The following is a 14,687-nucleotide window of genomic DNA, read 5'->3' as shown; positions in this document are numbered from 1 at the left end:
TGCTTTTTTTCCTTTTTTGTTTTGAATATCACCCGATTGATCCACTTTGAGCCCCGGTTCATCTTCTTCGCCAATCCAATCGGAACCGTGTTCCGGGGATCGACACGGAGAGAAATCGCTCTATACAGTAAAACGGCTTTCTAAGTTTAAATACTCAGGCGGCAAGTCGAGGTAAACCACGGCAACTCTTCTTCTCATGAATTCTTCACCATCTCAGGGACCCGTCCGGGCGCCGTGGGCTGTTCCGTTCCTGGGGCAATTGATGAACCGGCTGAAGTACCCGCAGAAGTTCGCCCTGATCAGCGCGTTCTTCCTCCTCCCGCTCGGCCTCCTGCTTTACTTCTTCAACGTCGAGATCTACCAGCGCATCCAGTTCGCCCGGATGGAGCTCCTCGGCACCGCCTACCTGCGGCCCCTCCAGGAATTCATCGTCCTGAACGGCGAGGCCGGGAGCGCCGCCGCCGCCTTCGCGCAGCAGCCGGAGGCCCGGCCCTCGCTGATCCGGAAGCTGGAGGAGATGCGGGCCGCCTTCGACCGGGTGAAGGAGGTGGAGAAACGCTTCGACGAGCCCCTGCAGACGGGCCATTTCTTCCATGTCCTCGAGCAGAACTGGAACTCCCTCCAGAAGGAGGCGACCACCACCCGCCTCACGCAGCCCCAGGTCCAGGTCCTCTTTGCCGACCTCTCCTCGGACGGGCGGGCCCTGCTCTCCCACGTCGGCGACAGCTCGAACCTGATCCTCGATCCCGACCTCTCCAGCTACTACCTCATGGACGCCACGGTCCTGAAATGGCCCCGCATCCAGGAGCTCCTCACCAGCACCCGCGCCCTGTGCGCCGAATTCGCCCGGGCCGGGCAGATCACCCCCTCGCAACAGGAGGCGCTGACCGTCCGGCTGGGGGTCCTCCGCTCCCTCCGCACCGACCTCGAGACGGGGATGGAGATCGCCTTCGCCAGCGACGAGACGAGGCGGCTCGAAAAGAACGTCCACCCCGTCCTCATCGACAACCTCCAGGCGTTGGAGGATTACGACGCCTATTGCCGCCGCCAATTCCTGACCTCGGAGCGGATCCAGGCGAAGCCCGCCGACGTCGACATGGAGGGACGCCGCGTCGTCCTCGCCGGGCAGCAGTTCTGGAAGCAGGCCGCCGAATGCCTCGACCACCTGCTCCAAGACCGCATCGAGGGATTCCAGAAGCGCCGCCTCCTCGTCCTCACGGTGACGGGGATCCTCCTCTTCCTCGCCGGCTCCCTCTTCACCGCCTTTTACTTCGCCGTGATGCGGACCGTCGCCAGCATCCGCGACGCCACGGGCCGGATGACGCGGGGGGATTACGACGAGGTCATCGAGATCGAGACCCGGGACGAGCTGGGCGGCGTCGTCCGCGCCTTCAATGCCGTGACCGAGCGGCTGCGCGGGGAATACGTCCAGGCCAAGGAGGAGAGCGCCCGGGCCCGGGAGGAGGAGGCGCGGCGCAAGGAGAGCGAGGCCCGCTTCCGCAACGTTTTCGAGAACGCCGTCGAGGGAATGTTCCAGACCTCGCCCGAGGGGCGCTACCTCGCCGCGAACCTCGCCCTGGCCCGCATCTACGGCTTCGAGTCGAGCGCCGCCCTGATCGAGAACATCGCCGACATCCAGGAACGGCTCTACGTCGATCCGACCCGCCGCACCGAGTTCCGCGAGCAATTGGAGAGGCACAACCAGGTGCTCGACTTCGTCTCCGAGGTCTACCACCGGGACGGGCGGAAGATCTGGATTTCCGAGAACGCCCGGGCCGTCCGCGACGCCGCCGGGAAGATCCTCTACTACGAGGGGACCGTCGTCGACGTCACCCTCCGGCACCAGATCGAGGAGACCCGCTTCCAGATCGAGTCCGAGCTCCGCCAGGCGAAGGAGCACGCCGAGAAGGCGAGCCAGGCGAAGAGCCAGTTCCTCGCGAACATGAGCCACGAGCTCCGCACCCCCCTCAACGGCATCCTCGGCTACACCCAGATCCTGAAGCGGAACCCGGAGCTGACGCCGAAGATCGGCTCGGGCCTCGCCGTCATCCACCAGTCGGCGGAACACCTGCTGACCCTCATCAACGACATCCTCGACCTCTCCAAGATCGAGGCCGACAAGGTGGAGCTCCAGCCGACCGACTTCGACCTCCGCAACTTCCTCCAGACGATCTGCAACATCGTCCGCATCCGCGCGACGGAGAAGAAGATCGCCTTCCACGAGCACCTCGCCGAGAACCTCCCCCGGACGATCCGGGCCGACGAGAAGCGGCTCCGCCAGGTGCTGATCAACCTCCTCGGCAACGCGGTGAAATTCACCGACCACGGCGGCGTCGGCTTCCACGTCACGCGCGGCGAGGGCTCCCAGATCCGGTTCTCGATCGAGGACACCGGCATCGGCATCGCCGAGGAGAAGATCGACCTCCTCTTCCAGCCCTTCAGCCAGGTCTCGAACTCCCAGCGGAACGCCGAGGGGACCGGCCTCGGCCTGGCCCTGAGCCAGCGCCTCGTCCCCCTCATGGGCGGGCGCATCGAGGTGAGGAGCCAGCTCGGCAAGGGAAGCACCTTCTCCTTCGAGATCGCCCTGCCCGAGGTCGCGGCCGACCGGCCCCCGGCGGTGGAGCAAAGCCGCGAGATCGTCGGCTACCGCGGCCCCCGCGCCCGGATCCTGATCGTCGACGACCGCCGGGAAAACCGCTCCGTCCTGGCCGAGATGCTGGGACCGCTCGGATTCACGACCGTCGAGGCGGAGAACGGGGCCGACGCCCTCCTCCGGATCGCCGAGGAGAAGCCCGACATCGTCCTCACCGACCTCGTCATGCCGGTCATGGACGGCTTCGAGATGACCCGGAAGATCCGCGCCAATCCGGCGTCGAAGGACCTCGTCATCATCACCGTCTCGGCGAGCATCTTCGAGTTCGACACCGCGAAGAGCCGCCAGGCGGGCTGCAACGACTGCGTCCCGAAGCCGGTCGACCTCCGGGTCCTCCTCGCCTGCCTCCGCACCTACCTTCCGGCCATCGACTGGATTTACGAGAACGAGGAGGTCCCCTCCCCGACGGCGACGCCGACCGCCAACGCCGCCGCCTCCCTCGCGCCCGCCGCCGTTTCCGCCGACCTCCCCCCGCTGCCGAAGGAGATCGGGGAACGGCTCCTCGACCTCGCCCGCAAGGGGGACGTGAAGCTCCTCATGAAGGCGGCGGAGGAGCACGCGGCGCAGGATCCCGCCTTTTCCCCGCTCGTCGCGAAGCTGCGCGGGCTGGCCGACACTTTCAGCATCAAACAAATGCGGCAGCTGATCGAAGGCTGCCTCCCTCCCTCCCTATGAACGACGCCCCTCCCGAAATCACCCCGGCCCCGGCCTCCATCCTGATCGTCGACGACAATCCGACGAACCGGAAGGTGCTGCACGAATACCTGGAGGGACACCACCACCACATCCTCGTCGCCGAGGACGGGGAGACGGCGATCGAGCAGGCCCAATACAGCCTCCCCGACCTGATCCTGCTCGACGTCATGATGCCGGGCATCGACGGCTTCGAGACCTGCCTCCGCCTGAAGCGGATCGAGGCGACCCGCGACATTCCCGTGATCTTCATGACGGCGCTGGCCGACACGCCCTTCATCCTCCGGGGCTTCTCGGTCGGCGCGGTCGATTACCTGACGAAGCCCCTCCAGCTGGAGGAGGTCAACGTCCGGGTCGGCACCCACATCCACATCCGCCGCCTCCAGAAGGAATTGCAGAAGGAGATCCAGGTCCGCCGCAAGGTGGAGGAGGAACTCCGCATCATCAATGCGGGGAAGGACCGCTTCTTCAGCATCATCGCCCACGACCTGAAGAATCCGATGCACGGCGCGGTCTTCTTCAGCGAAGTCCTGGTCGAGGCGATCCGCAAGCTCCCCTCGCCCGAGTCCCATGCCGAGCTCCTCGAAAACGCGAAGCTCGTCCACGAGGCGACGGGGACCGTCGGACGCCTCCTGCTCGACCTTCTCGCCTGGGCCGAGATCCAGATGCGCCGGGTCGAGATCAATCCGATCGAGATCGACCTCGGACATCTGATCAAGATGAACGTGACCCTCGCCCAGACCGTGGCGCGGCAGAAGGAGATCACCCTGGTCAATGCGACCCTCGACCAGCCTCCGATCCATATCCGGGCCGACGAGCGGATGATCGACACCGTCGTCCGCAACCTGCTGGGCAACGCCGTGAAGTTCACCCAGCCGGGCGGGCGGATCGAGATCGGCATGCGCTCCGGCGTCGGGGAGGCGACGGTCTTCATCGCCGACTCGGGCGTCGGGATTCCCGCCGAGAAGATCGGCGAACTCTTCGAGGTCGGCCACAGTTCGACCTACGGCACCCGGGGCGAGTCGGGCTCCGGCCTCGGCCTCATGCTCTGCAAGGACATGGTCGAGCGGAACGAGGGGCGCATCTGGGCCGAGTCGGAAGTGGGGAAAGGCTCCACCTTCTCCTTCACGGTGCCGCTCGCTTCCCCCGCTTCGGCTTAGGTCGATAAAATACCGCTCTCTCCCGAGTTGCGGTTTGCCTCGGTTCAGGACATGATCGTTTGATCCAATGGATCTTTCCCGGACTCTGCTGCTCCGTTCCCTGGCCGTCCTCGCCCTTTCGGGCCTTACCGTCGCCCTCTGCCTTCTCACCTCGCCGCCCAACGAGAGTTCCCACGCGGGAGTCCGCCTCCTGCTCCCCGACCAAGTCGGCCTCTGGAGCGGCCAGACGGAGCCGAGTTCCGAGGCGGAAAAAAAGATCCTCCCCCCCGACACCCAGATCGTCCGGAAGCGGTATCAGAATTTCACGGGCGAGGCGATCCTCGCCAGCATCGTCCTGGCCGGGGCGGAGAAGCGGAGCATCCATCGCCCGGAGATCTGCCTCCCCGGCCAGGGCTGGACGATCAAGGCCTCCGACATCGTCCCGATCCCCCTTGCCGACGCGGGCCCCGACCTCAAGGCGACCCGCCTCACGATCACCCGCCCTATCCGCCTGAAAGACGGCACCGAGGTCACCCTCCGGGCTTACCTTCTTTATTGGTATGTCGGCGACGGGGTGACGACGCCGCTCCACTGGCGGCGGATCTGGCTGACCAGCTGGGATCGGGTGGTCCATCACCGGAACCATCGCTGGGCCTATGTCTATGTCCTCGCCCCGATCACCGAAGGACTGGTTCCCGGCGGGAAAAATCCCGAGCAGACCCTCGACATGCTGCGGCAATTCATCGCCGGGGCGCTCCCGACGTTTCAGGATCCGCCCCGATAGGGAGGCCCCTGGGCTGATCTAGACTTGGGGCCCGGGGACACCCGGCGTCGCCTGGCCGGTCTGCGTCATCGCGTAGACGTAGATATTCGTCCCCATCTGGATCGCCTGTTGCTGCTTCTCGTGGCCGAACCAGGCGTCGCCGTTGGTCCAGGCGCAATGGTTGTCCGAGGGGGAAAGGACCGCCAGCACCCGCCCGTTCAAGGTGAGGCCGTGGAGGCCCCACGGCTTCCCCTGCATGTGGGGCATGCCGTTCTTCATGTGGTAGAAGGAGTGGAAGACGGGATGGTCGAAGGGGAGTTTCTCGAACTTCGCCTCGGGGACGATCTTCGGCAGCTCCGCCGCCATCCGCTGGAAGAAGAGATCGCCGCGATTGCCCTGGTGGCTTCGTCCCTTGCCGATGACGCAATCCTCGGCGAAGAGGAAGCCGCCCCGCAGGAGGTAATCGCGCAGGTTCTGCCGCTCGGAATCGGCGAACTCGGGGGGAAGCTCCGCATGCATGAAGAGAAAGGGAAACGGAGTCATCGTGTCGATCGAGGCAATCTCGGCGACGTTCCAATGCCGCGTGACGTTGATCCCGGCCTGATCCCGGATGCCGTCGAGGAGGTTGAGGTCGCCGTTCGGGTGGACCGACCAATCGTCGTCGTCGAGGGCCCCGCCGTTGTCGCAATTGAACTTGAGGCGGCTCCACGGAGCGACGAGGCCCCGGGGCGCGGCCGGGTCCTGAACCTGGAACGGCTGGGCCAGCGAGCGGAGCGTCGGAAGGCCGAGGAAGGAAGCGCCGCCGAAGGCCATCAGGCGGAGGAATTCTTGCCGGGAGAGGTCGGGCATAAGCGGGGGGAGTCTCTTGAGGTTAGCGTGGGGGAAAGGAGGAAGAAAGGATCAAAGGAGGCGGCGGCGCCTCCGCCAGAGAAGCTCGACGGCATAGAGGACGAGGCAGAAGGCGAGGAGCCATTGCCGGTCCCAGAGGGGGACGACCCGCTCGACGGCGGGCAGGCCGCCCAATCCCCTCCCCCCGTCGCCCGATGAAGGAGCGGTCTCGTTCGACGAGCGCAATCCCGTACCGCTTTCGAGGAGGGTCCCGCCGGTCGCCTCGGCGAGGTGGCGGAGGCCTTCGATGTCGGGCGGCTGGCCGGAGAGTTCCTGGGTCGTCGTGGCGTCGGAGACGAAGGCGTCGATGTGGGCGGCTTCGGGAGCATTTTCAGGCGCGGTTTGGGATGCGGCATCGGCTCCCGGGGCGACGGCCGATTCCGCGCGGATCTGCCAGCGGCCCGGCTCGTCGGGCTGGAAGGAGGCGGTCCACCCGCCCGCTCCCGTCTCGGCGACGGCGAGCGGGACGCGGCGGTTGGACGGAGAAAGGGCGGTGACGGAGGGCGAGGTTCCCCCTTCCAGACGAAGGGCCGCCGCCTTCCCCTGCGCAAAGGAGGAGGCCTGCTTCACGAAATGGAGGCCGACCGGCGGCGGGGCCGCGAGGGCGAGAAGGAGCTGCTGCCAGAAGGTCTCGACACGGCGGCTGTCGGGAGGGAGCGACATCTTCCAGCGCCAGAGGAGATCGGTGGCCAGGAGAGTCACGGCGCCGCGACCGAAGGTCTGCCGGGCCATGAGGACGCGCGGGGCGCCGGTCGCCCCCCGATCACTCGGATGGACGGCGAGGATCTCGGCCCCGGCCTTCGCTCCCTTCAGGCGGGTGTAATCGGTGAACATGGGACGATCGTTCGGGGTACTCCCGCCACTCCCCGCGCTACCGAGGCCGCCCAGGGTGGCGATCAGCGGGGAGAGGCGGAGCCCTTCGGGAACGGCGAAGCCGAGGAGGACCGGAAGCTTCTGCGTCTCCATCACCTCGGCGGCGAAGGCGCTTTCCTGCTTCCCGTTCGAGCCGCCGAGCGCCTTCATCTTGTCCCGGAAACGGAGCTCGGCCTCGGTCGCCGCGTCGATCGTCGGGGGCGGCTCGAAGACGGCGGGGAGCATCTGTTCCAAGGCGGTCCCGGTGAAGAGACGGCTGGAGGCGTCGTCGGGGGCGACGAAGAGGATGCCGCCGCCACCCCGGGCGTAATCGGCGAGGGCCTTCTGCTGGGCCTGGGAAATACGGTCGGCATAGACGTGGGCGAGGACGACGATGTCGTACTTCTTCAGGGGCTCGACCTGGTCGGGGAGTTCGGGCGGGACGTCGTTGCCCTCCTGACTGAAGGTGGTCCGGACGTTTTCGGCCGGGTGGAGGATGGCGTCGAGGCGGAAGCCGGGATCGTCCCTCAACGCGGAGACGAAGAAGTTATATCCCCACTGCATCGCGCCCTGATAGAAGAGGACACGGACGGCCCGCTGCTCCACGACGCGGACGTCGGCCCCGGCCCGGTCCTGGAGAATCCCGCCGCCTTCGTTCCCCGCCTGGAGATCGAGCGCCATCGTCCCGGGATCGGCGGCGGTGACGTCGAAGGAAAGCGGGATCATGTTCAGCCCGGAGCGGACGGGGACGTTGCGGGACTCCAGCACCGTCTCCCCGTTGCGGAGGGTGACCGGGCAGGTTCCCGCCTTGGCGGCGGTGACGTGGAGGAGCGCCTCGAAGTGGAAGAGGGAGCGCCGGAGGGCGACGGGCGGCACCTTGATCTCTCGCAGGAAGCAGGCCTCGCGGACCGGGGTCCGGTTACTCCCGACGACGAAGTAAAGGGGCGTTCCCGCCGGAAGGGCGGCGGCGACGACGGGAGCGACCGCCGCCGAGGTGGTGTCGAGGCCGTCGGTGAGGCAGACGATCCCGCCGTAGCCGCCCGCGGGGGCGTTCTTCAACAATTCCTGCAGGGCCGAGTAGAGATGGGTCTCGGCCCCGGCGGTCGTCGGGGCGAAGGCTTCCTCGGGACCGGAGGCGGGCGAGAGGGAGGTCCCGAAGCGGAAGTAGGCGAGGTGGCGATAGGCCTCCTCGGCTTCGGGGCGAAGCTGGTTCCAGGCCTTCGCCGCATTCTGGAGGCGGGTTTCGGAGCGGTTGTCGGCCTCCTCCATGCTCGCGGACCGGTCGATGAGGACGGCAAGGGGGCGCTGCGCGTCAAGATCGAGTCGCTTCCTCTCGACGCGGGCCGGATTGGCGAGGAAGAGGAGGAGCGCGAAGAGGAGCGTCAGACGGAGGGTGATGAGGGCGAGCCGCTGCGGCAACGGAAGGGGGCGCAGGGAACGGAAGTAGGAAAGAAACACCGCCCCCGTCCCGATAACGGCGGCCACGCCGAGGATCGTCCAGCCCCAGAGGGGCGGGAGGGTGTGGAGGAAGCCGCCGAACTGCCATTCCCACGCGGTGCCGGTGAGGGAGGGAGGGAAACTCATGGCGCGGCCGGCTTGGCTGCCGGGGTGGGGGGCGGTGCGGAGGCCCGGTCATAATCCTTCGAGAGACGCTCGAAGTAATCGGCGACGGCGTCGCGATAGGCGGCGGGGGCGCGGGCGGGATCGTCGGTCGAGAGGAGTTCCTGCCGCGTCGCCTTGGCCATCTCCGAGTGGATCCAGCGAATGAGGTCGTCGAGCGGCGGGGCGATCTTCTCGTAGGGAACGAGGACAGGCGCATAGTTGTCGCTCAGGGTCTTCTTCAGCGTCTGCATGGCGGCGGTGCCGCTCGCGGTCGTCCCCGTAGGTGAGGTGGGCGGAGGGGTCTTTCCGGCGGGAGTGACGGGCGCGGCGCTCTCCTGGTGCGGCTGAAGGAGCGCCTCGGCCTGCTGGAGCTGGCTGCGAAGCTCGGCCTGGACGGTGCGGGCGATTTCATCGCGCTGCGCCGCCGACATCGCGGCCAAGCCACGGCCTCCGGGATTCAAGCCGCCGCCGCTGCCTTTTCCATCGCCGCTGGAATTGGGACCGGAACCGCTGCCGGGGGGCGTTTCCTTTTTTTGACCGTCCTCGGCAGGGGAAGCGCCATCGCCCTGGCCCTGGCCTTGACCTTGCTGGCCTTGGCCTTTGCCTTGCTCTCCCTGGCCCTCTCCCTGCTGGCCTGGGCCGGGCTGGGTGCCTTGGCCTTTGCCGGGGTCGGTTCCCTTCCCTGCTCCGTCCTTGCCTGGGGAGGCGCCGGGGGCGGGACTCTTTCCCGTGGTGGAGGCGGAGGCCGCCGCCAGGCGGGCGAGGGTGGCGCGACTCTGTTCGAGCCCGGCGGCGAGTTGGGCGAGTTCGGCCCCTTGTGGGGCTCCGTCCTGGGCCTTGCGCGCGGCCTCGGCGGCGAGGTTCTGCAGGCGGGCCGAGACCTGCGCCGCTTTGGCCTGGAGAGCGGGGATCGCCTGGACATCGCCGGAAAGGGTCGCCGCCTTCGCCTGTTCGCCGAGGGCTTTCAATTCCTGAAGATCGCGCTTCGCCTGACTCGCCGCGACAGAGTCGGCAAGGTCGTTCAACTTCTGCGCCTGTTTGGCCGAACCGGTTTCCTGTTGCTTCGACGCCTCCTCCTGGAGGCGCTGATGGGCCTCGCTCACCTTTTCGGCGGCGGCCTGGGCCGAATCGGCCTTGGCGGGATCGCCCGCCTGCGCGGCCTTCTGGGCCGCGTCGTTGAGGAGAGACTGGGCATCGGCCAGGTCTTTCTTCGCCTGTTCCTGTCCCTCTTTGTTCATCTCGTCGAGCGCCGCCTGGAGGGCGGCGGCGGTCGCCGAGGCCGGTTCGCGGGCCCGGGCGTTGTCCCCGGCGTCGAGCTGCTTCAGCGAGGCGAGGGCCTGGAGGCGGGCCCGGTCGAGGTGGGCCGTGACGGGATCGGGAAGCTTCTTCCCGTTGAGGAGGGAGGAGATGCCCTGGCTGACCAGGGTCTGCCGTTCGGAAGGGGTACCGGTGAAGGTCTCGGCCTCGATCCCCGGCTTGATCGCGGGAGGGGGGAGGGCCGGGGCCGGTGCATTGGCCGTGGTCGGCGACGACGCAGCCGCCGTTCCGGACGACGCCGAAGTGGACGCCGAGCCCGCCGAGGGAGTCGGCTGGGGTGCCTTGCCCGACAACTCGTCGGCGAGTCGGCCTTGTTCCTTTGCCAGTTTTTCGAGCATCCCGGCGGGGGTATCCTGCCGCTTCGGCAGTTCCATTTTCTGGGCGTCCTTGAAGGGATCGGCGGCCTTGGTCTTGTCGCTCCCCTTCCCTCCCTGGGCGATCACCTTGGTGAAGTATTTCTCGACCTCGGTGATCGCGGCCAAGGCCTTGCCCTGGCCGGAGAGGGCCTCGGTGTTCTTGACGGCGAGGATCTGCTTCGAGGCGGGCGGCATGAAGTCGTGGGCCTGCTGGAGGAGGTAGACGATCTGGGCCGGGAGGCCGTCCTGGGTGAATTTCTCGACAACCTCGGCGGTCTTCCGGGCCAGCGCATCCTGCTCCGCGCCGACCCGGCTGTTTTCGTCGCGCCACGCCGGGTTCTCCCGGGCGATGTCGGCATGGGCGAGGGTGAAGTTTTCCTTGAGCACCCGGAGCTGGGCCGACTTCAGCTCGACGACGAGGTTGTAGCTGGTTCCCGCCCCCCCCTGCCCCACCCTCGCGTCGTCGTGGAAGGGCCGGATCTGGATGAACTGGACGGGGGAGACGGTGGCGGCGAGGGGCGGGACGGAGGGCTTCGGCGTCACCCGCATTCCGGCCAGGTAGTAGGAGACCATGTCGTAGGGCTGGAGCTCGAGCTCGTCGAGGTCGAGGGGGAGGGAGAGGTCGACCTTCCCTTCCTTGATCGCCGACGGGGCGAGCGGGATGGTCTTGCGCGGCTCGCCGTTGACCTCGACCTCGAGGCGGAGGGTATCGAGCCCGGTCGTCGAGGTGGCGGCGGCGCGGAGGGAGACCTCGTCGATCGGCGAGGCCTTGGTCTCCGCCGAGGGGGAGCGCCAGGCGATCTCGGCCTGGGGGGCGTTGGCCGGGCTCGCCTGCGGCTCCTTCGCATGGGGGGCGCGGAGTTCCCATACGGTGAAGGTCGCCGCATGGAAGAGGAGGAGCGCCGCCGCCGTCCCCGCGAGGCCGACGACCCAATCGAGGCCGGGGCGGAGGGCGCGGGGCGATTCCTTTTGGAGGAAGGCGGCGGTTTCCTCGCGCTGGGCCTCGGCAAGGGCGTGATCGCGTCCCGTCAGCTGGGATGCGGCCTCGAGCCGATTCTTCGCGTGGAGGGCCTCGTCGAGGGCGGCGGCGGTGCGGGCGGGCTGATGCCGACGACGACCGTAGGCGATCCCCGCCACGACGGCGACCAGCGTGAGCGCGAGGCCCTCCCCCCAGACCGCATCGACCCGGCCCGGATTGGAATGGCCGTGGGCGACCCAGACGGCGGCGAGGGTGCCGCCGAGGCCGAGCGAAAGGGCGGCGAGCGCCGGGAGCCAGCGGCCCGTGCGATGACGGCGCTTCAGCATCCGCTCGACGGGATGGGAGGGGGAATCCTGGAAGGGGAGGCGCGGCAGGCTCATGAGGCGGAGGTCCGGTTGGCGAGGGTGAGTTCCCCGAGGAGGCAGAGGGCGGCCCCGGCCATGAGCCACCACCAGAAACGCTGGCGGGCTTCCTCGGTCTCGTCGCTCAGCCGGGTGGTGGCGACGGAGGGCGCGGCGGCGGCCTCGGCCTCTTTTTTCGATTGGAGCGAGGTCAGCCTTTCGACCTCGGATTCGGGCCAGGGGGCGAGGTCCGATTCTTCGGTCGGGACGTTGACCGCAAAGATCCGGGAAGGCGTCCCGTCCCCGGCGTCATAACGATAGAGGCCGGGGACGGTGGGGCGGACCGCGTTGCCGACCCGCTGTGGCGGGACGGGGCGGGGCGTATCGAGGGCGGTCCAGAGCGAGGAGGCCGAACCCTTCCCCTCCCCCGCCCCGAGGGAAAGGGAAAGCGGGATGGTTTCGCCGATCTGCCAGGCGCGACGCCCCTCCCGGGCGGCGGCCAGCCAGCGGATGGCCTGATCGACGAAGGGGACGAATGAGGCCTTCATCGGCCAATCGGTTTCCTCCCGGCTCAAGCCGAAGCCGCAAAGCAAGATCCGCCCGCCAGCCGATGCACCCGGCCCGGCCGGGCCCGCCGCGCTCAACTCGACTACCGCCGGGCTGCCCTCGTCCCAGGCGGCGATCCGGTCGGCGGCGGCGGGGGAGACGCGGAGGGCGTAGGGGCGGCGGAACTCGGCCTGGAGGAGGGGCAGGAGGCTTTCATGGACGAAGGCCGCGAGGAGCGGATGCTCCGGGTCCCAATCGCGCAGATGCCGGGGATCGCCGGCCGAAGCCGGATCGGAGGCCGGGGGAGAGAGGGGCAGGGGCTCGATGACGACTCCCCGCGCCTTCAGCCAGCCTGCCTGGGCCGGTCCGCCGTCGGCGAAGATCCAGAGGGAGCCGCCGTTGCGGAGAAAGCGTTCCAGCTTCGCCGCCTGGGGAGGGAGGAAAGCCTCCTCTCCGCGCAGCACGGCGATCCCCCGGGGCCATTCCGCTTCCCCGCCTGGCAGGGCCTGGGCCTGCGGCGCGCCTGCCGGAAGCTTCGCGGCATGGAGGGCGTGGGCGAGATAATCGACCCCCGGGACGGCGTCGAGCGAGACCGAGAGGCCATTCTGCCCGCCGCCGCCGAGGCTGAGATAGAAACGGTCGTCGGCGGGAAGGTCATCGGGATCGAGTTCGACGCGAAGGCCCGCGGGCAGGGCGGAGGGCCCCGGCGGAAGATCGAGCGGGACGGTGAAGGAGGCCGGTTCCCTGCCGTTGAGGGAGACGGTCTTCTTTCCCACGACTTTTCCGGCGCTCCCCATCTCAAAGATCGTGATCGTCCGCTCCCGGGCTTCGCTGGCGGGTGTATAGAGGCGGATCGTGACCTCGGCCTGGAAGGCGGGAGCCTCTCCCTTGATCGTGACGCCGGTGATGGCAGCCTGGGAGGCCGGTTCGGGACGGGGGGCGGTCAGGTTCAGCTTCACGCCGGGAGGGAGCGCCTGGCCGAAATTCGTCCCGGCCCAGCCGAGGCGCTGCTCGTCCGACATCCAGAAAAGCCGCTTCTCCTTCTCGGGCTGCCGCGAGAGGACATCGCCCGCCAGCCGGAGCGCGCCCTGGCAGCGCGTCGTCTCGTAACCGGGCTGGAGGGCGCGGAGGGCGTTCCGCGCCGCCTCGGTCTGGTCCCCCATGGGGACGAGCCACTGGGAGGAGGGATTCATCAGGAGGACCCCGGCGCGGTCTCCCGGCTGGAGGCCGTCGAGGGCGGCGACGGCCTGGCTCTTCAGCGATTCCCATCGTCCCGAGGCCTGCATGCTCATCGAATTATCGACGACGACGAGGACCGCCTTCCCGCCGCCCGACGGGGTCGAAGCCCAGAAGGGGCGGGCGAAGGCTGCGGCAAGGAGGGCGATGGCGAGGCACCGGAGCAGCAGGGTGAGCCAGCGGCGGAGCCGGTTCCGTTTCGTCTCGCGCAGCGCGGTGGGGCCGAGGAAGCGGAGGGTCGGGAACGGGATCACGACGGTCGGCTTGCTCCGCAGAAAGTGGAGGGCGATGGGGAGGCCGATGGCGAGCGCCCCCGCGAGGAAGCCGGGAAGGAGCCAGCTCATCGCCTCCCCTCCCCGCCCTGCCCACCCTGTCGAATGGCGAGGTAGGCGGTGAGCGCGTCCAGGGGAGCCCGGGCGGTCGAGAGAGTCTCGAATCCCGCCCCGACGTCGCGGAACGTCGCCGCCAGCTCGGCCCGGAAGGCACCGAAGCGTTCCAGGTATCCGGCCCGCACCGCCTCGGTATCGAGGAGGAGGCGCTGGCCGCTTTCGAGGTCGACGAAGGTCCCCTGCGCGTCGAGGGCGAAATCGAGCTCGAAGGGATCGCAGATCTGGAGGCCGACGACGTCGTGCCGGTCGTGCCGCAGCCGTCGGAGGGCCCCGGCGAGGGCCTCGGTCTCGTCGTAGAAATCGCTCGCGATGACGACCAAGGAACGGCGGGGCAGGGTCTCGGCGATCTCCTCCAGCGTCGCCGCGAGGGGAACCTCGCCGCCCGTCTCGACCCCCTGGAGCCGCCCGAGGAAGGTCCGCCAATGGGGGGCCGAGGAGCGGGCGCGGAGGACCTCCAGGGGCGCGGGCCCGGCGACGGCGAGGCCGAAGGCGTCCTGCTGCCGCTTCGCCAGGAGCGCCGTGGCGGCGAGGGTGATCCGGGCGAAATCGAGCTTCGTGAGCAGCCCCTCGCGGGAGCGGTAATCCATCGAGGCGCTGGCGTCGAGGATCAGGATGACCCGAAGCTGGGTCTCCTCCTCGTAGCGCTTCACGTGGAGGCGCTCCGTCCGTCCGTAGAGCCGCCAGTCGATGCGGCGGGGATCGTCGCCGAACTGGTAGCTCCGGTATTCGGCGAACTCGACCGACGATCCCTGGCGCGGACTCCGATGCCGCCCGGCGAGGAAGCCGTCCATGACGCACCGCGCCTGGAGCTCCAGCCCGGGGAGATCGGCCAGGAGCCCCATGTCGACCTCACCCCCAGGACGCGGGGCGGAGGAGAAGACGGTGGCGGGGACGGCGGTCATGGCAGGGCGGAGGAGGCGGAGAAAGCCGGGA

Annotated in this window: 8 protein-coding genes; 3 read left to right on the top strand and 5 right to left on the bottom strand. The window is 68.4% G+C overall.

What is annotated here, in order from left to right; all coding sequences use genetic code 11:
• Positions 1 to 196 precede the first annotated feature (196 nt).
• The 3 genes from BLU04_RS10490 (at position 197) to BLU04_RS10480 (ending at position 5,269) form a co-directional block, all read left to right on the top strand.
• Positions 197 to 3,328, top strand: coding sequence for an ATP-binding protein (locus tag BLU04_RS10490; RefSeq protein WP_093285590.1), 3,132 nt, complete (start codon positions 197 to 199; stop codon positions 3,326 to 3,328).
• The gene (locus BLU04_RS10485; protein ID WP_093285588.1) at positions 3,325 to 4,506 is read left to right on the top strand and encodes a hybrid sensor histidine kinase/response regulator; all 1,182 of its coding nucleotides are present in this window, start codon (positions 3,325 to 3,327) and stop codon (positions 4,504 to 4,506) included. Before BLU04_RS10490 ends, BLU04_RS10485 begins: the two co-directional genes overlap by 4 nt.
• 67 nt (positions 4,507 to 4,573) lie before the next feature.
• Positions 4,574 to 5,269 (top strand): exosortase C-terminal domain/associated protein EpsI, encoded by a 696-nt coding sequence (locus tag BLU04_RS10480; protein ID WP_093285585.1) that lies wholly within the window; start codon positions 4,574 to 4,576, stop codon positions 5,267 to 5,269.
• An 18-nt stretch (positions 5,270 to 5,287) separates the two neighbouring features.
• On the opposite strand, the gene BLU04_RS10475 is transcribed toward BLU04_RS10480, so the two are convergent.
• From BLU04_RS10475 to BLU04_RS10455, 5 genes are read right to left on the bottom strand one after another with little or no spacing between them, the layout of a single operon-like run.
• Complete coding sequence (locus BLU04_RS10475) at positions 5,288 to 6,097, bottom strand: DUF4159 domain-containing protein (protein ID WP_093285583.1); 810 nt, start codon at positions 6,095 to 6,097, stop codon at positions 5,288 to 5,290.
• 51 nt (positions 6,098 to 6,148) lie between these two features.
• Positions 6,149 to 8,572 (bottom strand): hypothetical protein, encoded by a 2,424-nt coding sequence (locus BLU04_RS10470; protein ID WP_093285581.1) that lies wholly within the window; start codon positions 8,570 to 8,572, stop codon positions 6,149 to 6,151.
• Positions 8,569 to 11,622 carry a hypothetical protein gene (locus tag BLU04_RS10465; protein ID WP_093285578.1) on the bottom strand — a complete coding sequence of 1,018 codons (3,054 nt, stop codon included), beginning with the start codon at positions 11,620 to 11,622 and terminating at the stop codon, positions 8,569 to 8,571. Before BLU04_RS10465 ends, BLU04_RS10470 begins: the two co-directional genes overlap by 4 nt.
• Positions 11,619 to 13,709 (bottom strand): BatA domain-containing protein, encoded by a 2,091-nt coding sequence (locus BLU04_RS10460; RefSeq protein ID WP_093285577.1) that lies wholly within the window; start codon positions 13,707 to 13,709, stop codon positions 11,619 to 11,621. The genes BLU04_RS10465 and BLU04_RS10460 overlap by 4 nt, the downstream gene beginning before the upstream one ends.
• Positions 13,706 to 14,656 (bottom strand): DUF58 domain-containing protein, encoded by a 951-nt coding sequence (locus tag BLU04_RS10455; RefSeq protein WP_093285574.1) that lies wholly within the window; start codon positions 14,654 to 14,656, stop codon positions 13,706 to 13,708. The genes BLU04_RS10460 and BLU04_RS10455 overlap by 4 nt, the downstream gene beginning before the upstream one ends.
• Positions 14,657 to 14,687: the final 31 nt, after the last annotated feature.

It is taken from the genome of Verrucomicrobium sp. GAS474, assembly GCF_900105685.1.
Classification (GTDB): domain Bacteria; phylum Verrucomicrobiota; class Verrucomicrobiia; order Methylacidiphilales; family GAS474; genus GAS474.
The sequence above is the reverse complement of the archived record's forward strand: the minus strand, read 5'-3'. Positions and strand labels throughout refer to the sequence as shown.

Coding starts and splice junctions, on each gene's coding strand:
- BLU04_RS10485 (WP_093285588.1), top strand. CDS start 3,325: ATGAACGACGCCCCTCCCGAAATCACCCCGGCCCCGGCCTCCATCCTG.
- BLU04_RS10465 (WP_093285578.1), bottom strand. CDS start 11,622: ATGAGCCTGCCGCGCCTCCCCTTCCAGGATTCCCCCTCCCATCCCGTC.
- BLU04_RS10490 (WP_093285590.1), top strand. CDS start 197: ATGAATTCTTCACCATCTCAGGGACCCGTCCGGGCGCCGTGGGCTGTT.
- BLU04_RS10470 (WP_093285581.1), bottom strand. CDS start 8,572: ATGAGTTTCCCTCCCTCCCTCACCGGCACCGCGTGGGAATGGCAGTTC.
- BLU04_RS10460 (WP_093285577.1), bottom strand. CDS start 13,709: ATGAGCTGGCTCCTTCCCGGCTTCCTCGCGGGGGCGCTCGCCATCGGC.
- BLU04_RS10475 (WP_093285583.1), bottom strand. CDS start 6,097: ATGCCCGACCTCTCCCGGCAAGAATTCCTCCGCCTGATGGCCTTCGGC.
- BLU04_RS10480 (WP_093285585.1), top strand. CDS start 4,574: ATGGATCTTTCCCGGACTCTGCTGCTCCGTTCCCTGGCCGTCCTCGCC.
- BLU04_RS10455 (WP_093285574.1), bottom strand. CDS start 14,656: ATGACCGCCGTCCCCGCCACCGTCTTCTCCTCCGCCCCGCGTCCTGGG.